Origin of the sequence: Rhodococcus sp. IEGM 1366 (genome assembly GCF_033142425.1) — a bacterium.
In the GTDB taxonomy this organism is placed as follows: Bacteria; Actinomycetota; Actinomycetes; order Mycobacteriales; family Mycobacteriaceae; genus Rhodococcus_F; species Rhodococcus_F globerula.
Map to the genome: position 1 here is coordinate 284,065 of NZ_JAWLRZ010000009.1, position 20,342 is coordinate 304,406.

Below are 20,342 nucleotides of genomic sequence, written 5' to 3' on the forward strand. Positions count from 1 at the left end.
ATTCGGTCCGCCTTTTCTCCGGGTGTCCTAGCCTTGTCGTGAGCGATCGGGGTACGGTCGAGTCGAACATGAATCCGGTTTCGAGTGCGAAGGAATCACGATGAATCTGGCGTTGACCGACGAGGAACTGGCGTTCCGGGACGAAATGCGGACTTTCTTCCGCACACAGATTCCTGAATCGACCAGGAACGCGTACGCCCACGGGGAAGAGCTGGGGCGCGACCGGATGGTCGAGTCGCAGCAAATCCTCAACGCCCACGGCCTGGCCGTGCCGCACTGGCCGGTCGAGTGGGGCGGTAAGGATTGGACTCCGGTTCAGCACAACATCTGGCTCGACGAGCTGCAGTTGGCGTCTGTTCCGGAGCCACTTGCGTTCAACGCGAACATGGTCGGACCGGTCATCGCGGCTTTCGGTTCGCAGGAACAGAAAGAGAAGTTCCTCCCCGCGACGGCCAACCTCGATATCTGGTGGTGCCAAGGATTTTCGGAGCCAGAGGCAGGTTCCGATCTCGCGTCGCTCAAGACTCGCGCTGTCCGTGACGGTAACGACTGGGTGATCAACGGCCAGAAAACCTGGACCACGCTCGGTCAGCACGCAGACTGGATCTTCTGCCTCGTTCGCACCAATCCCGATGCGCCCAAGCGGCAAGCGGGAATCTCGTTCATCCTGGTCGATCTGAAGACGCCGGGTGTGACGGTCCGTCCCATCAAACTGATCGACGGTGGCTACGAGGTCAACGAGGTCTTTTTCGAGGACGTCCGCGTTCCGAGCGAGAATCTGGTCGGCGAGGAGAATCAGGGCTGGGGCTACGCCAAGTTCCTGCTCGGCAACGAGCGCACCGGCGTCACCCGCGTCGGTTTCTCCAAAGTTCGTGTGGCTCAGGCAAAAGCGCGTGCAGCCGAAGTCAAGGTCGGGAACGGGACGCTTCTCGAAGACCCCTTGTTCGCCGCGCGCCTGGCCGAGCTCGAAAACGAGTTGCTTGCGCTGGAGCTCACCCAACTGCGTGTTGTCGCAGGGTCCGCGGACGGTAAGCCGAACCCGGCTTCCTCCTTGTTGAAGTTGCGTGGCTCCGAATTACAGCAGGCCAGCACCGAGTTGCTGATGGACGTCGCCGGCCCCGATTCGCTGCCGTTCGACGCGGGCACCGACATCGCGTCGGCGGGCTGGGCACAGCACTCGGCCCCGGCTTACCTGAACTACCGCAAGGTATCCATCTACAGCGGATCGAGCGAAGTGCAGCGCAGCATCATCGCCTCCTCGATCCTCGGATTGTGAGGCGTGGCATGGACTTCGAACTCAATGACGAACAGAAGCTTCTTCGTGACACCACCAAGGATCTTCTCGCACGTAGCTACGACGCGGAAAAACGAAATGCCACTACCGACGCAGAGCCTGGGTGGAGCCCGCAGGTGTGGAAGCAGTTGGCGGAGGTCGGACTACTTGGTCTGACGTTCTCGGAGGACGACGGCGGAATGGACGCGGGTCCCGTCGAGATCGGTGCCGTCATGACCGAGATCGGTCGCAGACTTGCGCCCGAGCCGGTTCTGGACGCAGTCGTGACGCCGGGTGGACTGATCTCCGAAGGCGGCAGCGCCGAGCAGCGATCGTCCATCCTTCCTGGAGTCGCCGAAGGTGTCACGTTCCTGGCGTTTGCCGATCAGGAACCTGGAATTCGTTGGCCTGCAACGCAGCGCGCGACGACGGCAACGCCGGCAGGTGACGGCTGGAGCATCACCGGCATCAAGAATCCGGTCGGCCACGGTGGGACTGCGGACATCCTGGTTGTGAGCGCGAGCTTGCCGAGCGGCGGAGTGGGCCTGTTCCTGGTCAAGAGTGACGCATCGGGTCTGGTGCGCAAGTCATACGCAACTCACGACGGTTTGCGTGGTGCGCAGGTCGAGTTCACTGATACTCCCGCCGAGGCGCTCGGTGAGGGCGGCGACGCTTCGGCGCTGATCCAGGCCGCTCAGATCCGTGAGCAGGCCGCCTTGTGTGCCGAGGCTGTCGGGGCGATGGAAGAGGCACTGCGCCTGACCACCGAATACCTCAAGACCCGCAAGCAGTTCGGGGTTCCGCTGGCCAAGTTCCAGACGCTGACGCATCGCGCAGCAGACCTGTACGTGTCACTCGAGTTGGCGCGCAGCATGAGTTTGTACGCGACTATGTCGCTGGCCGACGGTGTGGTCGATCCGGTCATCGCGTCTCGGGTCAAGTTGCAGATCGGGCGATCGGCGCGGATGATCGGTCAGGAAGCAATTCAGATGCACGGCGGCATCGGTATGACGGCGGAGTATCCGGTGGGTCATTACGTCAGCAGGCTCGTTGCCATCGAACACACTCTCGGCAGCACCGAGGATCACTTGCGTGTGTTGGCTGCGGGCGTTGCCGACCATGAAATGGTCACTGCGGTCTGATCTTTCACGAGAGCTGATCGGGGTCGCATTCCGCAGTCGCGGGGTGCGGCCCCGATTTTGTTACTGTCCGCCCCGCAGCACGTCCAACCGGATTCGGCGCGCTTCGATGTGTGCGGCGGTCTCGGTGAACGCCCGTTGCCAGTCGGTGGACGCAGTGCGCTCGGCCGCGTCCAGCAGTAGTGCACCGGCCTCGAGGGGGAACCTGGCTTGCGCGCTTCGCAGCGTCGAGTAATGGCTGTGGCGAGAGTGGATGCCCAATTCTTCGCCGGAGGCAGCGTGTTTGGCGGCTTCGCATTCGAGGGCGCTGACAAGTTTGTGGGCAATCGCCAGAGGCCAGGGGCGGTCGATGCCGTCCAGCAGGGCACTGCCGTCGACGCCGAGAAGGTAGCTGTCGGCATGGCCGGCAAGGATGTACGCGATCCGTTCGCGGGGATGTGCAATTGCGACGACGCGGCGGTCGGTGTTTCGGCCGTCCCGCTCGAGTAAAGCCGATGCCCAGGCCGGGTTCTTCTGCAGAACTGTTGCGGCGGTCCACGATTCGGTCATCACTTCGTGCCATTGTTTCTCGATGGGAATGCGAAGAACGTCGTGTGGTGAACCGATCATCGCTTCCCATAATGCCAAGGGAGTAGCCGTGACCACTTGCCGCAGCCACCATTTGCCGATTCCCTTGTACTGGGCCCCGACATCTTCGATACCGTCGCGTGGGGCTTTGTCGTCGAGTGAACCGGGCAGCCGAATGACGAGGCGAGGCCGCAGGGGTTTGGTCTCGAGCCGCACCCAGGTGTGAGCCCGGGTAGCCATACGTTCGGCAAACGGGGACTCGGGAAGTTGGCGGAGCAGTTGGATCGAACGCTCACGGACCGGCGGCGACGGATCGTCGAGTCCGCGTTCGAGAATGTCGTAGTCGTGCTCGCCCAGGCCGACGCTCAACCGGCTCAGGAACTCACGCCGTAAATCTGCGGGTTCGTTGTCCCACGCGATGTCGAGTTCTTCCGTTGCGAGTGCGGGGTCAACTGTTCGGATGTAGTCGAACCAGGCAAGGCGGTCGTCCGGGTCGGGTGAGAGCCACAGTTCGTCGCGACGTGACCCGACCCGACGCAATTGCGCCCAAGCAGGATTGTGGTCTGCAAGATACTGTCCGCGCGGGCCGGCGAGCCGAAGGAGTGCCTCGCGATGTTCGAGGTGGGTGCGCGCCGCTTCCATGAGCGCGGGAACAGTTGGTGCGGGGGCAACGTATCGGTAGGTCTCGGCAACCTCGAACCACTCGGGTAATGACGGTGACCGTGTCTCGAGCAGTGACGTCATGTGCGTGATCGCCGACGCGGGGAGCGTCGGACGCTCTGCCGTTCCGGCGGATCGCAGCGAGGTCACTTGCCTACGGTAAGGCAGGGGTGTGTCGACTTTCACTCGGGGTATCGGCGCGGATGTCGAGATTCTGGGAGAGTGGACCTCGGCACCTGGGAGGCTTGACATGGCAGAAATTCACGGCGTCACGGTGGGTGATGGAACCAGTGGGGCGGAAGTTAACAGTGGTGCAGATGTGTCGGTTGCCGAACGTCGTGCCCTGATTTCCAGCCATGTTCGAACCTGGTGTGAAGCAGGAATCGTCGAATCGAATCGCCCTGAGTTGTCCACCGAAGTCGCGCTGTTGTTGGCCGGTGGCTACGTCGACGACGAGACCCGGGCGATCATGGCCGATCGCCGCGCGGTCGGACGGTCGTTCCCGGATATCGGTGGTTGGTCCGAACTGAGGTACCTGACGGACGAGTACACGCGAACATGTCGACGGCTGAGCGCTGCCCGAATCGGTCCGGTGCAGGTTGTTCTGGAACGACGTGTGCAGGCCCTGGAGAAACGCGTCAACACCGCGCGCTCGGCGGTCGTTCGGTCCAATCGCCATTTTGCCAGCAGCGTCCGCGCTATTCGCAAGGATCGGCGTGACGGATTACATCTCGACGTGGAGCAGCGCGAAGCCCTGTTCGTCGGACTCACGCGTACGCCGGTTCCGGCGAAGTCGACTACTGGACTGGGCTCCGTTGCCGGTAGCGGGAGCGCGGCACTCGACAAACTCGCCGGACGGTTGGCAAGTATCGAGGGTTCCGGAGTCCTCGCCGACGCCGGCCGTCGTGTGGCCGAGGTGCTCGACGGCTTGGCGCCCCACGACGACGGCGGCCTGGCCGGGAAATATGACGCGCTACTCTATCTGGCCGGCAACGTGTACGACCGCATCGAGTCATCGAACGCCTGGCATTCCGATCATTTTGTCGTCCAACGCAATCAACTTGACCTTGCCGACGAGATCACCCAGATATCCGTGGATACGGTTGCGTTGCGGTCGATTCTCGCCGAACTCGACGAGGCCGCTGACCTTGCGCGCGACGAGGCAACCCGAGCGTCGATCGAGTCGCGAATACGGGCCCTCGGCGCAGTGTGGGATCAGTTGGTCGAGCGAGTTGCGGCATTGGCGCGGATCGGTGACCTGGTCTCCCGGGCCGAAGATCAGCTGAGTTCGCAGCGCGCGGTGGCACATGCCGCGAGCTTGGACAGCCGCATCGACGACCTGCTCGCGCGGTCCGGATCGCGGGAGTTGTCGGCAGCCAACACGCACTATGTCGGGGATCAATTCGACGGTGTCGAGGAGTTGATGTTCGCCCACCGTGCGGCGCTGTACGGCGACATCGCACTTCTGACCTCTGGGAACGAGCGGCCCGCACCTTAGGTGTTGAAGCGAGGGCGCGGTAAGGTCGAGGTAAGTAGCCGGCCGTGAGCCGGATTCGCCGGGCGTTGGACGCGACAATTGTTCGCTGGCGCCTCACCCGCAGGCCGATCTGGCGATACCGGGCGCAACAGCTTCAAGAAAGTCGACCATGGAAGACACCGCAAGTCGTGGCATCAACGCGTTCATTTCCGAAGTAACCCAGCGTGGGGGCCAGGCCGTGCGGTTGACGCATTCGCGCCGCAACCCGGTGCAGGTGACGGGCAATGACGGCAGTACCCGCATCGTCCGGGTTCGGTCCAAGCTCGATGGTGATTGGCAGGCCAGGCGCCAGGACGAGTCGATCGAGAGCGACGACACTCGCTCCGAGTTCTGGGTTTTTGTCGATCTTGCGATTACGCCTCACCAGTTCTTCATGCTGCCGTCGGTGGAGGTGGCGGACGATATCCGGTCCGAGGTCGATCTGTGGATGATGGACACCCCTGGTCGCACCCGGACGGGGCATCACGCAATTGCGCGTGGACGGGTTGCCCACGGTCATGACCGCTGGGACGTTCTGGGCGTCGCTGCGGTCAAGGATCCGAGCATCCAGGTTGCAGCGCCGGTAGCACCGAAGCGCGCGAAGGCTGCGGTTGTCGTCAAGAAGCGTCGTGCGAGCGCCGCCGACGACGAGATCCCGGTGATCGATCTGCGCGTCGAGGTGAGCGCCGATTGCCACGGGTACCGCTGGATCGGTCGATTCGACGAAACGAGCGGTGTACTCGAAATCATGCGTGGCCCCATGGAGGGACGAAGGTTCCCCAACCCGACAGCTGCTGCGAATGCTGTCACCGGACATATTTCCGGAGATATCGAGAGCTACGACGGTTGGGTGTTCTGGACTGTCGACGGCGCCGCGTTGGGTTCGCGGCACCGCCGAAGCGCCTAAGCTCCCGTCACTGCGCCTAAGCTCCCGTCACTGCGCCTAAGCTCCCACTGCTGCAGACACTTGTTCGAGCAGGTCGAGCTCATCCGACGTGAGCACCAGATCCGGTGCGTCGAGTAGCGCCGGAAGCTGTTCCACTCGGCTGACGCTGGCAATGGGCGCGGTGATACCGGGCCGGGTCAGCAGCCAGGCCAAAGCGACGGTCGACATTTCACAGGTGTGATTTTCGGCGATCTCGGCAATCGCGTCGACCACCGCCAGGCCTGCGTCGCTGAAGTAACTTGCCGTGATGCGTTCGCGGGGACTTCCGTCGATATCCGCGCGGGTTCGGTACTTTCCGGTGAGGAACCCGGACGCGAGTGCAAAGTAGGGAAAGACGCTGATGTTGTTGTCGGTGGCGATCTTCGCGAGCTCCGGTTCGTACGATTTCCGGTGCACCAGGTTGTAGTGGGGCTGCAGCGCTATGGGTCGCGCGTACCCGTTCTCCTCGGTGATTCGCAACCATTCGCGCACGCGTTCGGGGGTGTAGTTCGAGATTCCGAGGTATCGAACCTTGCCGCTCTCGACCAGTGCGTTGAGCGCTTCGAGAGTTTCCTCGAGCGGTGTACTCGGATCGTCGAAGTGTGCGTAGTACAGATCGATGCGGTCGGCTTGGAGGCGGCGAAGTGACGCGTCCGCTGCCGCGGCGATGGTTTCTGCCTTCAACCCCTTGAAATCGGGGTGGCTGCCGACCTTGGTGGCAACGACTATGTCGTCCCGGAGGCCACGATCGGTGATCCACTTTCCGATGATGGTTTCGGATTCTCCGCCGGAGTTACCCGGAGCGGAGGCGGTGTACGAGTCCGAGGTGTCGATGAAGTTCGCGCCGGATTCGGCAAAGGCGTCGAGTATCTCGAAGGACGTCGCCTCGTCAGCGGTCCACCCGAAGGGGTTGCCGCCCAAGGACAACCGAAAAATGTCGATATCCGAGCTGCCGATTTTCGCCACTGCGCAGAACTCCCGTCGATGCAACGTCGACGCCATTCGCCGACGTTCGAACCGTACCGCGTAGCAGTCCTGTAGGGGGTGTGGCGTCCGGAGAGCGGGTCGAAATCGTTGCTGTTCGTGATTGCCTCTGGCGGTGTGGGGTATGGCCAATTGGTAATGAACCTTGTTCGACGGACTGTGAGAAGGAGAGTCCGATGTCGATGGTCAGTGAAGCGACGCGGGTAGTAACGGGCGCGGCGAGCGTGACCACCAGTGCGGTGGGAGCCGTGGGTGGTGGCGTTGTCGGAGGAGTGAACGGCGGAATCCGGGGCGCCGTCGGTGGCATGCGCAACGGTATGCGAGCGGGTAGCAAGTCGACGCCGACGGCTGTTCTCACACTCGCGGCGATGGGTGCTGCCGGTTTGGTCGAGTGGCCGATCCTACTGGGCGTGGGTGGCGCGGCCGTCGTGCTACGGCAGTGGGATCGTCCCGAGGGTAAGCGGGATCGTCACGACGGTGAGAGAGAAGGTGAGCCGAAGAAAATCGAAAAGACTGCGAGAGCGGAACTGGGTGCCGCCCAGACGCCGGGTTCTGCGCAGGTGGCAGGTGTGGGCACGCCGGAAAAATATACGACCAAACCGGGACCGGTGGCGTGAGTATGTTCCCAGCCGGACTCACCGGACTTCTGTCCACGCCGTTTCGATCCACGGCCGAGCGCCAATTGATCGGACGGGCCTTCAGTACGGCCATTGCGGCCGCGGGAATTGTTCCGGCACTGGCAGGCTCGGTGACGCGGGTACCGAACCTGCCTGGATCGTCGTTGCTCGCGGCCGGCGTCTCGGTCCTGCATCATCAACCGGCTCTGCGTCAGCAGTTGGAACGTATGCTCGGGCGCGAATTGACCGATCTGATCCTCGAATCGGCCAAGTCGGTGACCGACGTGGTGACACAGGCCCCTGCGGCGTTGACGGTTGATCTCGGCATGCGGTCGCTGCTGCTCGGCGAGGCCTGGAGCCTGCGTAATGCATCGCAGGAGTGGGGTGTTGCCGTGTCGTCGGAGGTGCCGGACGGTGAGAGCCGCGGGCAAGGTGAGCGTCACGCGGAGCGAGTAGCGCTGGCCCAGTTGGCAAGTGGTGCTGTGATCGGTGCTGTCACACAGAATTCCGAGATCGCATCGACGGCAGTGCGCGTTGCGGCGCCGCGGGCGTTGCAGATTTCCCGAGAGGCGTTTGCCGCAGTACTGACGAGGGAGCTGTGGCAGCGCGAGGGATCGCTGGTTGTCGACCCCGGTGCCGCTCGGCGGCTCGACCGGGTCGACACAGTTCTGATCGATCCGCGTGTACTCCTCACGCAGGAGCTTCGGGTGGCAGACATCCGCGGTGTCGCTGACTCGGACCGGGTTCATATCTGGAACCGTTCGCGGCGAAAACTGGGAAACGACAAGCTTACTGTTGGCTGGCATCGGATCGGCGGCGCGGATGTGCTTGTTCGTCCCACCCGAAAACCGTTGGCACAAGCCGTAGTAGCAGAATTGCGGACTGCTGGGGTGCGCGCCGTCAGCCTCGATGTCGACACTCTCGGGTCTCTGCGCGGCGGTTTCGACGAACTCCTCGAGGCTCCCGGCGACAGCGACCGAGACGTCGACCGGGCCTTGGAATCGGCGCTGACGACGCTGTCGGAAGCCGGCGCACATGTCTGCGTGGTCAGTTCAGTCCGCCTCTATGGGCCCGCTGAGCTCAGGATCGGTGTGGCCGAGCCTGATCGGGCGCCGCCGTCGGCGGATATCCTCGAACACGACCTTGCCGGAGTATGGCGCGTGCTGCATGCTCTGCCGGCGGCGCGGGCGGCGACGAGACGCGGCGTCGAATTATCCAGCGGTGCTTCGGTCCTGGGTGCATTGGTCATGCTTCCCGGCGTACGCGGACGCGGGCCGGGGCCGATTACGGTCGGGGCAGGCGCCGCGCTGTGGACCGGGTTCAGGTTGGCGCGCTCGGCAGTCGGTGTAGAAGTACCCGAAGGTTCCTCGCGTAACGACTGGCATGAACTGGGTACCGACGAAGTGCTACACGAACTACCGTCGCCCGACGAGAAGGCGCCGGCTGAAACTCGATCCGGAAGATTGGCGCGCGTCGCTGCGCCGGTCCGGGTGGGCCGTGACGTTCTGGATGCAGTCCGATCCGAGTTGTCGGATCCCTTGACGCCGGTGCTGGCGACGGGATCGGCGGCCAGTGCAATTCTGGGCTCGCCGATCGATGCATTTCTGGTGGGCTCCGTATTGACCGGCAATGCCACTCTGTCTGCGATACAGCGACTGCACTCGGAACATGTTGTTCGTGAACTCCTTCGGGTGCAGGAGCCGTTGGCGCGACGGGTATCGAACGGGTCGGAGCCCGAGCGGGTTCCGGCAGATCAATTGGGAATCGGCAATATCCTCGTTCTCGAATCCGGAGATGTGGTGCCTGCCGACGCTCGGCTTCTCGACGTCGATTCGCTCGAGGTCGACGAATCCTCTTTGACCGGAGAATCCATGCCGGTCGAGAAACAGACCGACCCCACTCCGGGGGTGCCGGTGGCCGAGCGAAGCTGCATGATCTACGCTGGCACAACCGTCGTTGCCGGCGCGGCTCGCGCAGTGGTGACCGCCGTGGGGTCGCAGACCGAAGCGCGCAAAGTCGATGTCCGGGCACCGCAGCGTGGCCCCGAAGTGGGATTGACGCACAGACTCCGAGATCTCACCCGAAAAACGCTCCCCGTCAGTCTCGGCGGCGGGGCGTTGGTGACCGCGCTAGGACTGCTACGTGGCACAGCGCTACGGCAGGCGGTGACCGGTGGCGTCGCTGTTGCCGTTGCCGCTGTGCCGGAAGGTCTGCCGTTGGTTGCCACGCTGGCGCAGCAGGCCGCTGCGCGGAGACTGACCTCGGTGGGAGCGCTGGTACGTTCACCGCGTTCGATCGAAGCGCTGGGTCGTGTGGACGTGGTGTGCTTCGACAAAACCGGAACGCTGAGCGAGAACCATCTGCACGTCGCGGCAGTAGAGCGGGTCGACGGGTGGCGGGGAAATCGGATTCTGGAAGTTGCCGCGCGAAGTGCCTTGAGTAACAGTGGAGATCAGGTCTTTCACTCGACCGACGCGGCTGTTGTCAGTGCAGCCGACGACGTTTTGGCGCATCCACTTGTATTCGAGGATGCGGAAGCGTCGGCGATGGTGCCGTTCCGATCCGGCCGGCCGTATTCTGCCGCGTTGATCGGGCATCGGATTGCCCTCAAAGGTTCACCCGAGTTCGTTTCGCATGCAGCCGCATCGAAAAAGCGTGTGTCCTCAGGGCATGTCAAGAAGATGGCAAAGCGCGGACTCCGGGTCATCGCGGTGGCTCAGCGTGAGCTGTCCGAGTCGGCCGCGCAGCGTGCTGCGCACGATCCCGAGTTTCTGGAAGAGTGCTGCGCACATGATCTGGAGCCGGTCGGACTGCTCGGGCTTTCCGACACCCTCCGCTCCGATGCCGGGCAACTTGTCGCGGAACTTCGCGATCGGGGACTGGGCGTGCGGGTCATTACCGGCGATCATCCACTGACCGCGGCAGCGGTTGCGGGGGAGTTGGGGTTGGACGTGGACCCGGATGACGTGCTCACCGGTTCGGAGTGGGAGAACATGTCCCACACCGAAAAGGAGGCAGCGGTTGCGGAACGAACTGTGTTCGCGCGGATGACACCTGAGCACAAGGTGCAGGTTGTCCACGCCCTGGAGTCCAGTGGCTCGGTGTGCGCGATGGTGGGCGACGGCGCTAACGACGCGGCCGCGATCCGCGCTGCCAGCGTGGGTATCGGAGTTGCGTCCAGCGGAAGCGATCCCGCCAGGGGCGCCGCGGACATCGTCCTTCTGCAAGGTCGGGTCAGTGGACTGATCGACGCGCTCGACGAAGGAGCGCAGTTATGGCAGCGGGTGCGCTCCGCGGTGGGTGTCCTGCTCGGCGGTAACGCGGGTGAAGTGGCGTTTGCCTTGATGGGTAGCGCCTTGTCCGGGATATCTCCGCTCAATGCGCGGCAGATGTTGCTGGTCAATCTTATGACCGATGCGTTGCCCGCCGCGGCATTGGCAGTGAGTACGCCGACTGCCGAAGGCCGCAGCGATACGCCGGCCACGGACGCAGACGCTTTGTGGCGCACCATTGCCGTCCGCGGCGGCGCAACCGCGGCCGGTGCTCTGTCCGCGTGGATTCTTGCCCGGATGACCGGTCGAGCGCGGCGTGCGTCGACGGTGGCTCTGGTGGCGTTGGTGGGTACTCAGCTCGGCCAAACCTTGATCGAATCGAGAAGTCCACTGGTAGTCGCGACGGCTGTGGGGTCCGTTGGAGTGCTCAGCATTCTTGTCAGTACCCCGGTCGTGAGCCAGTTCCTCGGTTGCACTCCACTCGGTCCGCTTGCCTGGGCACAGGCAATCGGATGTGCTTGCGGCGCAACGACTCTAGCGGCCGTCGCCTCGCCCGTCATCGAGCGGTTGGTGCTGCCCGAGAACAAGAGCTGAAACACAGATGGCCCCCGCCGGATTTATCCGACGGGGGCCATCTGTCTGCTGTGATTACTGCTGCGCGACTGCGCGCTTCATGCCACGCTCGACGGCCGCGATGATCTGCGGACGCAGTTCGGCGGCAGGCACGATCGCATCCACCGATCCGACCTCACGGGCGCGCTGGATGTTGTGGATGGCCTCGAACTCCGCTGCCACCTCGCCGAGCTTGTCGGAGCGCACTGCGATGCGCTGGGCACTCAGTTCGACTCGCAGGCGTGCCTTTTCGGTGTCGTCCTTCGCTGCGGCAAGATCCGATTCCAGCTGCTGAACCTTCGGGTCCTTGTTGGTGCGGGTGTTCACGTCGCGAGTGAACACCACCGCTGCGGCGGGTGCGCCGCCGAGGACGGACGCAAACGATCCTTCCACGGCCAGAACTTCCATGTTGTCGTTGAGTGCTCCGGAGAACACCACAAACGCGCCACCGTGGTAGCGGGAGACGACGCAGAACACGATCGGGCCGTCGAAGTTGACGATGGCCCGGCCGATCTCGGCGCCGTATTCCAGCTGAATGTTGCGCAGCGACTCGGGGGAGCCGTCGAAGCCGGACAGGTTGGCCAGCACCACGATCGGACGGTTGCCACTTGCAGCGTTGATGGCGCGGGCCGTCTTCTTCGACGAGTTCGGGAACAGCGTTCCCGACGTCCAGGTGTCCGGACCGTCGGCGGGGAAGTGTCCCTTACGCGGAATTGCGCGAGACTCGATGCCGACAACGGTGACCGGGTATCCGGAGAGGTGCGCGTCGATCACCACGGAGGTGTCTGCGCCGGCCATGTCGGCCCACCGCTCGAGCACGGAGTGGTCCTGGTCGACCACCGAACGCATGACCGTCCGAATGTCGAAGGGCTTCTTGCGATCCGGGTTCTTGACGGACGAGAAGACGTCGCCGACGGTCTCGAAGTCGCTCGACGGGTGGGTGTGCGGGAAACTACGCACGTCACGGTCGACCGGGTCGGCGGTGTTCGCCCGACGCGGGAAGCGTTCTCCGGGAGCGAGGTACGAGTGCGCGTAGTGGCGGAACAGGATTTCGCACGCGGCCGTGAGGTCGGGTGCCCAGTACTGTGCCTGGCCGTTGGGGCCCATGACGCGGTCGTAGCCGCCGATGCCGAAGTTGTCTTCAGCCGAGACACCACCGGAGTAGTCCAGTGACTGCTTGCCGGTCAGAACCATGGCGCTGTCCGGGGTCATCACCAGAATGCCCTTGGTGTGCATGAGCATCGTGGCTTCGGCGTTCCAGTACGGCTGCGCGCCGACGTTGATGCCGGTGACAACGATGTTGATCTCGCCGCCGTTCTGCGTGAACGTGATGATCCGGCGCAGGCCGCGGGAGACCCAGTCCATGTTCTCGGTGCCGCTGTCCATGGAGATGGTGGCACCGGAGGACAGTGCAAACCACTCGACGGGCACGTTCAGCTTTTCCGCCAGGTCGATGGCAGCGACAACGCGGGAGCACTCGGCCTCGGCAACAGTTCCCAGTGCTTTCGTGGGATCACCGAACAGCGCGACGCGGGTCATGCCCTCGGGGTAACGAGGCGTCGGCGTGTTGACAAGTCCGACAACAATTCCGGCCTTGTTGAGGCCGAACGGGCGGTCGACGGGAGCCAGAACTCCGGCGTCGTCGAAATCGTGCTCGACGAACGTGCCCTTGTTGCCGGTGAGGAGTGGCACCAGTTCGTACGGGTAGACGGTGCCGCGAGCGCGTGAGCTCTGCACCTTCTGGGCGTAGGAGTCGAGGGGGAGCAGCGGCTCGGTGGGCGGGGTGGTCTTGTTGATGACCACTCCGGCGCCGGCGCGGTACGAGAAGCGCAACGCAACTTCTTCGGGCGCTCCGCCCTTGGGATCCTTGAGACGCGTGATCAAGGTGATCTCTTCGATTCCGGCGCCGACGGTCAGGCGGGCGGCGTTCTGTGCGATCACGGAGAATCGATCAGCGGGAACGTCGGCAAGTGGCCACACGTAGAGAACAACCCGGTTGGCGGCCAGACGACGCTTGTCGCCGCGTTGGCTCTGGGCGCGGCGGATACCGTCGAGGCACGCGGCGAGGGTGCGTTCGATTGCGGGAAGCGCAACCATCCGGCCTTCGTCGTCGAGTTGCGGTGTCACGTCGCGAATCTCGGCCAGCGCGATCAGACGCTCGTCCGACGGGTTTTCCTTGGCGGAGAGGTGGAACAGGTAGGTGTTCTCCGGGGCGGGAAGGCGCTTGCCGTTGAAGTTCTTCAGACGCCACATGTCGAGACGCTGACCGGTCAACGGGTGCATGTCGCGAATGATCTGGTCCTCGACCAGTTCTCCGCCAACGGGACGGAACGTGACCCAGCGGACCGGATCACCGTTCGGGTTGCAGACGATGACCGTCACGCGGCGTGAGCGGTTGACGGTCTCGTTGCGAGAGAGCGCAGTTCGGAGTGTCTCGACAAGAGTGTCACCGTCGGCCGGCTGATTCGGCCAGTCGAGGTAGATGTCGATCACCAGACCGCGACCGGCCGGGGCGTCCTGCGCGATCGTGGTGACGTCGTCGAGAGCGGTTCCGAGAGCGTCGAATTCGGCCACGGTCGAGACCAGATGGAGGCCGTCACCCTTGAGGTCGAAGTTGCCGGTGACAAAGCGGCGGTCGACATGCTCGAATGCCCGCACGTCCTCGAAGGAGTGAATCTTGTAGTAGCGGCGCGTGATGACCTCGACCAACGGTCCGCCGTCACGGCTACCCAGACCGATCTTGCGGCCCAAGAGATCGAGCAGCGGTTCCGGCGTTGCCACGAGATTGGCGATCCGCTTGGCGCGGTCTGCAGCGTCCGGCTGCTCTTCGAGGTACGCGATGTTTCCTCGCACACCGTCGTACACGTCTTCGCGAACCTTGCGGATGCGCGGCTCGTCGAAGAACCGGAATCGAAGGTTGCGGGCGACGTCACCGATAACCGGGAAGCGCACCTGCGTTGCCACGATCAGCCGGTCGAGGACCTCGTTCAGTTCCTGCGCCGAGCAACCGGGTGCCTTGTCGCCTGCGAGCCAGCCTTCGAGAAGTGCTGCGATGACCGGGATCTGGGCTTCCATGCGCTGCAACGCGAGGAAGAGTCTGTAGACAGCTTCCTCGACGGCGACACGATCGTCGAGATCGGTGACGTCGTAGTGGCGCAGGGCGCGCTCGAGGCGAGTGCGGAACGACGCCGGGACGCCCTCACGTTCGACGTCCAGCGAATGCAGGAACGTGTGGAAATGCTCGCGCGGGCTGTGGACGGACTCGTCCTTCTCCGTCTCGCCTGACGTGGGCTTGTTGCGGGAGAGCTCGCAGATATCGGCGAACGTGGTCAGAACGGCAAGTTCCGCCTGCACCAGTTCGCGATCTTCCGACTCGAGAGCGCTGCGCAGTGCGTCGTACTCGGCGAGAACCGCATTTGCATGCTTGCCGCTGACGTCGTAACCGCTGATCATCGCGGTCAGAGCTTCGAGCTGGGCCAGAGCGTCGGAGCGGGTGTCCGAACCGGAAGTCGAAGCGGACAGATCGAATTCGACGCGCGGAGCCTTCTCGGTGACAGCTTCGTCGCCTACCTGATCGACACGCAGCAGCGGTGCTCCCGCGTCGACCTGCGAGTTGACCGTCGCAAGGACCTCGCGGACCTTTCCGGCATACGGCGCGCGAACCGCGGTTTCCATCTTCATGGATTCGAGAACCACAAGGGTAGAACCGGCTTCGACGTCGTCACCGACGGAAACCGGCACTGCGACAACCACAGCGGGAGCGGGCGCGCGGACAACACCGGCGTCGTCCTGGCTGATCTGGTGGCTGATGCCGTCGACCTCGACGAGGTAGCGCGACGGGCTTGCGACGGAGACAATGTGGAAACGTCGATCACCGATGACCAGGCGTGACTCGAAGTCGCCGAGCCGATCGACGTCCACCTCGACATCACCGGCATCGCCGTCGACGCGATAGCTGTGCGGACCGGTACGGCCGACGGTCAGCTTGTACGCCTGACCCTGGTAATTCAGCTCGACCGTGCGGCCGATCGCGTGGTTGGCGCGGGGACGGCCACCACGGGCGGACGCGAGGAATGCTGCGCGCTCTAGCGATTCCTCGGCGTCGTAGGCGTCGATCGCGGTGGCGACAAGCGCGACGTCGGCGCGACGCGTCGTGGAATCCAGAGCGCCGGTGCGGTCCAGCCAACCGGTGTCGGCGGACGCCGAGATGACCTCGTCACGATCGAGAAGATCGAGGAGGAACGACTTGGTAGTGGTGCCGCCGTCGAGTACGACGGTGGTTTCCCGCAACGCCGTGCGCAGGCGTGCTAGGGCTTCCGGACGGGTGCGTCCCCAGGCGATGACCTTGGCGACCATCGAGTCGTAGTCGGGCGGAATGACGTCGCCGGCTGCGATTCCGGTGTCGACGCGGATACCCGAGCCGAGGGGGAACTTCAGCAACTGGACGGTGCCGGGTGCCGGCGCAAAATCGTTGTCGGCGTCTTCGGCGTTGAGACGAGCCTCGACGGCGTGACCGAATGCGGGAGGGCAATCGCCGACCAATTCCTCACCGCTGGCAACAAGGATCTGCAGCTTGACCAGGTCGATGCCCGTGGTGACCTCGGTGATGGGGTGCTCGACCTGCAGGCGCGTGTTGACCTCGAGGAACGTGAACAGCTTGTTCTCGGGCTGATAGAGGTACTCGACTGTGCCTGCGCCCTGGTATCCCGCGGCCTTGACGAGTTCTGCCGACACCTCTTTGAGGTGGTTCGACTGCTCTTCGGTCAGGACGGGGGAGGCGGATTCCTCGATGACCTTCTGGTTGCGACGCTGAATCGAGCAGTCGCGGACGCCGGGGGCCCAGACATTGCCGTGGTTGTCGGCGATGATCTGCACCTCGACGTGGCGGGCGTCGGTGACCAGGCGTTCGAGGAAGACGACGGGATCGCCGAATGAACGCTCGGCTTCACCCTGGGTGCGCTCGAGCGCAACTTCGAGTTCGTCCTCGGCCCAGACCTTGCGGATTCCACGTCCACCACCGCCACTGCGAGCCTTGATGATCAGCGGGTAGCCGATGGCCTGTGCGTGGCGACGAGCGTCGGCGCGCGTGTCGACTGGTCCACCGCTCCACGGCGCGACGGGGACGCCGACCTTCTCAGCGAGGATCTTTGCGGCAACCTTGTCACCGAGCAGTCGCATGGCGTCGGCACTGGGGCCGATGAACGTGATGCCAAGTTTTGCCACGATCTCCGCGAAGGCCGGGTCTTCGGCGACAAAGCCCCAGCCGACCCAGACTGCGTCGGCCTTGGCTGCCAGCAACGCCCGTTCGAGTTCGACGTAGTCGAGATACGGGCTGCCGGTCCCGGTGCTGCGCAGCGTTACGCCCTCGTCTGCCTGGCGAACGAACATGGCCCGACGCTCGGCCTCTGTGTGCAGTGCAATGACGCGAATGCCGTAGTCGTGTTCAGCATTCAGTTCGCGTACTGCCCTGATCAGGCGGACTGCGGCCTCACCTCGATTGACCACTGCGATTCGTTTGAACATTGTCACTGCCACCGTCCTTGATGAGATTCATACGTCGCGTACGACGCGATATGGGCTGATCGTGCGTCACATACCGTCATGCTGTGGTTTTGACTTGCTCCGGGTTGTGGGCACTGCTGCTGTGACAAAAACTGCGGTGATGCGAATTGCTAGCCCCCGGATACGCATCTGCAGGTGTTTGCCATGTGGGTTCGTGAGTCCGGTGACGCCGAGTGCACGCGTCACGCCTGTGGCATGGACTCAGAACCGCTCCAATCACGAAATAGCAACATAGTGTTTCTGCCTCCAGGGAGTCCCTGGTTTATCTAAGGATGCAGTATGTGCGCCCACATGTCACCTGGGCGAATTCAAGAATATTAGTCAACGTGAACTGCGGTAACGCTTATCGTTTAATTGGCTGTGCCACAGACACTTTCGGCGTTGTGATGCGGATCACGGAGTGCCGAGTCGGGGCCGAAAATGAATACTCGTGGGTAACAAATTCGATTCTGGCGCAGTAGTTTTGAATTTGCCCTATGCTACTGGCCAGTGTTACCCGTCGGTACTACTGGCGAGTACGTTAACGCCACGCAAATGCAGAGCAAGGAAATTGCGTCTCACAGGTTTAATCGGATCTACCCCGGCGCGGCCCCGAGTGACTCGCGGCAAGGGTTCAACCCAGGCCTCACTGCGATGACTGCCAGTTACGTTGCTGTAGAAGTGCTTTCGGGCTCGCGGGGATCTGAGCTCTCAACCGGAAGTCGAGCCTCCAGTTCGTCGAGATGGTGAGTGATGTCGTCAAGTCCGGACTGGGGAAGATTCAACTGGTTACCGAGTGTGCTTGCCCCCGTGCGGAAATACCGGACCAGGGGGGCGTACTTGGCGGACAGCCTTGTTCGCGTCGGCTCGCCGAGATGCTTCACGCTGCCCGCGTTGTCGACGAAATCGCTGAATTTGACGAGAAATACGGCGGGATCTTCAATTGCCGCCACGACATGATCCTGATAACTGACAGTATTTCCATCTTGACTGTCGTTGATCGGATTAGTAACGGCTGCAACGATATTCGCTACTCGACTGCCGAAGGTATTCGAAATGGCCTGTGACGCTAACTGTTGGAGTAAGGATTTGTCCTCTTCGGAGGTCGGGTGGCCGGACAACAGTTCGATAACGGCGCGGGGTTGATCTTCCACCGTGTCGTGGAGAGCCGTGGCCGCCAGAACGTCGGCATCGACGCATCCGTATCGGAGGAGCCTGAGAACATTGCGCAACGGGTGGACGATATAGGGGTCCTCCGGGTTTTTGATTCCGTTCTTGCGGTTCTGGTCGATGTGAGCGAGCGCGGCTACATTCATCGCTTGCTGCAAGGCTTCGACGGAAATGGACGCCCGCTCCGCTGCCTCCAAGACTGCGAGCGCAAGGAGTGCTGGGTCCATCTCTTTGAGAGCGATAGCGTCGAAAGTGCGGCTGATCGATGTGGTGTCGTGCATAGGAACCTCTCGTTTGTGGGGCAGGAAATGACATGTGTTGTTGCCTCGAGTCCTCCTGTGTATCTCGGCTTTGGCAACTAGTCTGAGGAAATGACAGTCGATCAGGCGTTGGACAGCGATTTTCTGACACTTGCCGATCCGTATCGGCGAGAGCTTCTGGCGCACTGCTATCGCATGATGGGTTCCATCCATGATGCTGAGGACCAGGTCCAGGAAACATTCATCCGCGCGTGGCGGGGGTTCGACGGTTTCCGCGGCCAATCGTCGTTTCGAACCTGGCTTTATCGTATCGCGACGAATACGTGTTTGACCGCCTTGGAAGGGCGCGCCAAGCGACCACTTCCGACAGGGTTGGGTGCGCCCAGTTCGGATCCATCCGACGAGTTGATCGAGCGCAATGAGATCGCCTGGCTCGAACCTATCGCCGACTCGTCGCTGGGTGATGTGAACGATCCGGCCGTCATGGTGGTGCAGCGAGATTCGGTGCGGTTGGCATTGATCGCGGCGCTGCAGCATCTCTCTCCGAGGCAGCGAGCGGTATTGGTGTTGCGCGACGTGTTGCAGTGGAAAGCGGCAGAGGTAGCCGAAGCCCTCGATACCACCACGACCGCGGTCAACAGCGTTCTACAACGAGCGCGCGCACAGATCAGCAATATCGCGCCTACCGAAGACACTCTCATCGAACCCAGTTCCGGGGAAGCGCGAACATTGCTGCGTGAATACGTCCGTAGCTTCGAGAGCTACGACGTCGACGCCATCGTCGCGCTGTTCACGCGCGACGCGGTCTGGGAAATGCCGCCGTTCGAGGGTTGGTACCGCGGCCCCGAGGCGATCGGCCAGCTCATCGGGGACAAATGCCCGGCCGACGGGCCAGGGGCAATGCGTCTACTACCTACATCGGCCAACGGTCAGCCGGCGTTCGGGCTCTACATGCGTCAGGAGGACGGCATTCACCATGCCTTCCAGCTGCATGTTCTCGACGTCACCGAGTCGGGGATATCGCATGTGACCTGCTTCTTCGATCTCAGCCTGTTTCCCAGGTTCGGTCTACCAGCCGAGCTGTAATAAATCAGGGGTTGCACGCGAAACCCGCGCACAACCCCTGACGGTTGCAGTCTTACTGCGGATTCGCCACTACTGGGGATTTGCCGCAGCCGGGTCCATCCACATGACCTCCCAGACGTGATTGTCGAGGTCGCGGAATGCACGTCCGTACATGAAGCCGTGATCCTGAGGCTCCATCCACTTGGTGCCGCCGGCCGCGATGGCTGCATCGACAAAGCTGTCCACCTCTTCTCTGCTCTCTGCAGAGATGCACATGAGGGCTTCGCGGGCTTTCGACGTGTCACAGATGTCGTCCGCGATGAAGTCGCCGAATCGGGGCTCGTTCAGGAACATGACAGTCGCCGCATCGCTGACGATCATCGACACAGTGTTCTCGTCACTGAACATGTCGTTGAACTCGAAGCCGAGCCCGGCAAAGAAAGAGCGGGTGGCGGAAACATCCTTCACAGGCATGTTGACGAAGAGCAGTCGGGACATCAGGTACTCCTTGCTGTCGGGTGGAACCGCTGTTGTTTGGTTCCTTTCACAGATGCAGACCATCCGAGACGCAGAAAATCATCGGGGGAGCGGGGATCTTGCTGAGTATTTCCCTCTGTTAACTATTCGCAGCGCTGTGACCAGGCGATTTGGTGTTGTGTTGATTTTCGCGTAACTTATTCCAGGTCAGAGCGACACGGACACCGACTCCCACCTGCGAGGGTGAGTGACACGAGGTTGTAC

At 62.8% G+C, this 20,342-nt stretch carries 12 protein-coding genes; 7 read left to right on the forward strand and 5 right to left on the reverse strand.

Going from position 1 to position 20,342, the window contains the following annotated elements:
- Window positions 1-100 precede the first annotated feature (100 nt).
- The gene (locus R4P64_RS27435) at window positions 101-1,276 is read left to right on the forward strand and encodes an acyl-CoA dehydrogenase family protein (protein WP_317823403.1); all 1,176 of its coding nucleotides are present in this window, start codon (window positions 101-103) and stop codon (window positions 1,274-1,276) included.
- Between the two features lie 8 nt (window positions 1,277-1,284).
- Window positions 1,285-2,415 (forward strand): acyl-CoA dehydrogenase family protein, encoded by a 1,131-nt coding sequence (locus tag R4P64_RS27440; protein ID WP_317823404.1) that lies wholly within the window; start codon window positions 1,285-1,287, stop codon window positions 2,413-2,415.
- A 60-nt stretch (window positions 2,416-2,475) separates the two neighbouring features.
- On the opposite strand, the gene R4P64_RS27445 is transcribed toward R4P64_RS27440, so the two are convergent.
- Window positions 2,476-3,789, reverse strand: coding sequence for a DUF5691 domain-containing protein (locus R4P64_RS27445; protein ID WP_045069584.1), 1,314 nt, complete (start codon window positions 3,787-3,789; stop codon window positions 2,476-2,478).
- Window positions 3,790-3,889: 100 nt separating this feature from the next.
- Between R4P64_RS27445 and R4P64_RS27450 the strand changes: the two genes are divergently transcribed.
- Window positions 3,890-5,137, forward strand: coding sequence for a hypothetical protein (locus R4P64_RS27450; protein ID WP_239654785.1), 1,248 nt, complete (start codon window positions 3,890-3,892; stop codon window positions 5,135-5,137).
- Between the two features lie 148 nt (window positions 5,138-5,285).
- On the forward strand, window positions 5,286-6,062 hold the full coding sequence (locus tag R4P64_RS27455; protein WP_045069586.1) for a hypothetical protein: 777 nt from the start codon (window positions 5,286-5,288) through the stop codon (window positions 6,060-6,062).
- Window positions 6,063-6,098: 36 nt separating this feature from the next.
- On the opposite strand, the gene R4P64_RS27460 is transcribed toward R4P64_RS27455, so the two are convergent.
- The gene (locus R4P64_RS27460) at window positions 6,099-7,046 is read right to left on the reverse strand and encodes an aldo/keto reductase (protein WP_084702989.1); all 948 of its coding nucleotides are present in this window, start codon (window positions 7,044-7,046) and stop codon (window positions 6,099-6,101) included.
- Between the two features lie 194 nt (window positions 7,047-7,240).
- On the opposite strand from R4P64_RS27460, the gene R4P64_RS27465 reads away from it, so the two are divergent.
- The gene (locus R4P64_RS27465; protein ID WP_317823405.1) at window positions 7,241-7,681 is read left to right on the forward strand and encodes a hypothetical protein; all 441 of its coding nucleotides are present in this window, start codon (window positions 7,241-7,243) and stop codon (window positions 7,679-7,681) included.
- 2 nt (window positions 7,682-7,683) lie between these two features.
- On the forward strand, window positions 7,684-11,547 hold the full coding sequence (locus tag R4P64_RS27470) for a cation-translocating P-type ATPase (RefSeq protein ID WP_317823411.1): 3,864 nt from the start codon (window positions 7,684-7,686) through the stop codon (window positions 11,545-11,547).
- Between the two features lie 54 nt (window positions 11,548-11,601).
- Here the strand turns inward: R4P64_RS27470 and R4P64_RS27475 are convergent, their stop codons facing one another.
- Both R4P64_RS27475 and R4P64_RS27480 read right to left on the reverse strand, forming a co-directional pair.
- Complete coding sequence (locus R4P64_RS27475) at window positions 11,602-17,088, reverse strand: carboxyl transferase domain-containing protein (protein ID WP_317823412.1); 5,487 nt, start codon at window positions 17,086-17,088, stop codon at window positions 11,602-11,604.
- 683 nt (window positions 17,089-17,771) lie between these two features.
- Window positions 17,772-18,473 carry an HD domain-containing protein gene (locus R4P64_RS27480; RefSeq protein WP_172937465.1) on the reverse strand — a complete coding sequence of 234 codons (702 nt, stop codon included), beginning with the start codon at window positions 18,471-18,473 and terminating at the stop codon, window positions 17,772-17,774.
- 174 nt (window positions 18,474-18,647) lie between these two features.
- Here R4P64_RS27480 and R4P64_RS27485 point away from each other — a divergent pair, with 174 nt between their 5' ends.
- Window positions 18,648-19,622, forward strand: a complete 975-nt coding sequence (locus R4P64_RS27485; RefSeq protein ID WP_045069594.1) for a sigma-70 family RNA polymerase sigma factor — start codon at window positions 18,648-18,650, stop codon at window positions 19,620-19,622.
- 69 nt (window positions 19,623-19,691) lie between these two features.
- On the opposite strand, the gene R4P64_RS27490 is transcribed toward R4P64_RS27485, so the two are convergent.
- Window positions 19,692-20,099, reverse strand: a complete 408-nt coding sequence (locus R4P64_RS27490) for a VOC family protein (protein WP_033236742.1) — start codon at window positions 20,097-20,099, stop codon at window positions 19,692-19,694.
- Window positions 20,100-20,342 lie beyond the last annotated feature (243 nt).

What these genes read in the sequence shown, in the direction of transcription:
- R4P64_RS27485 (WP_045069594.1), top strand. Translation starts at nt 18,648, where the DNA reads ATGACAGTCGATCAGGCGTTGGACAGCGATTTTCTGACACTTGCCGAT.
- R4P64_RS27475 (WP_317823412.1), bottom strand. Translation starts at nt 17,088, where the DNA reads ATGTTCAAACGAATCGCAGTGGTCAATCGAGGTGAGGCCGCAGTCCGC.
- R4P64_RS27470 (WP_317823411.1), top strand. Translation starts at nt 7,684, where the DNA reads ATGTTCCCAGCCGGACTCACCGGACTTCTGTCCACGCCGTTTCGATCC.
- R4P64_RS27490 (WP_033236742.1), bottom strand. Translation starts at nt 20,099, where the DNA reads ATGTCCCGACTGCTCTTCGTCAACATGCCTGTGAAGGATGTTTCCGCC.
- R4P64_RS27435 (WP_317823403.1), top strand. Translation starts at nt 101, where the DNA reads ATGAATCTGGCGTTGACCGACGAGGAACTGGCGTTCCGGGACGAAATG.
- R4P64_RS27440 (WP_317823404.1), top strand. Translation starts at nt 1,285, where the DNA reads ATGGACTTCGAACTCAATGACGAACAGAAGCTTCTTCGTGACACCACC.
- R4P64_RS27450 (WP_239654785.1), top strand. Translation starts at nt 3,890, where the DNA reads ATGGCAGAAATTCACGGCGTCACGGTGGGTGATGGAACCAGTGGGGCG.
- R4P64_RS27465 (WP_317823405.1), top strand. Translation starts at nt 7,241, where the DNA reads ATGTCGATGGTCAGTGAAGCGACGCGGGTAGTAACGGGCGCGGCGAGC.
- R4P64_RS27455 (WP_045069586.1), top strand. Translation starts at nt 5,286, where the DNA reads ATGGAAGACACCGCAAGTCGTGGCATCAACGCGTTCATTTCCGAAGTA.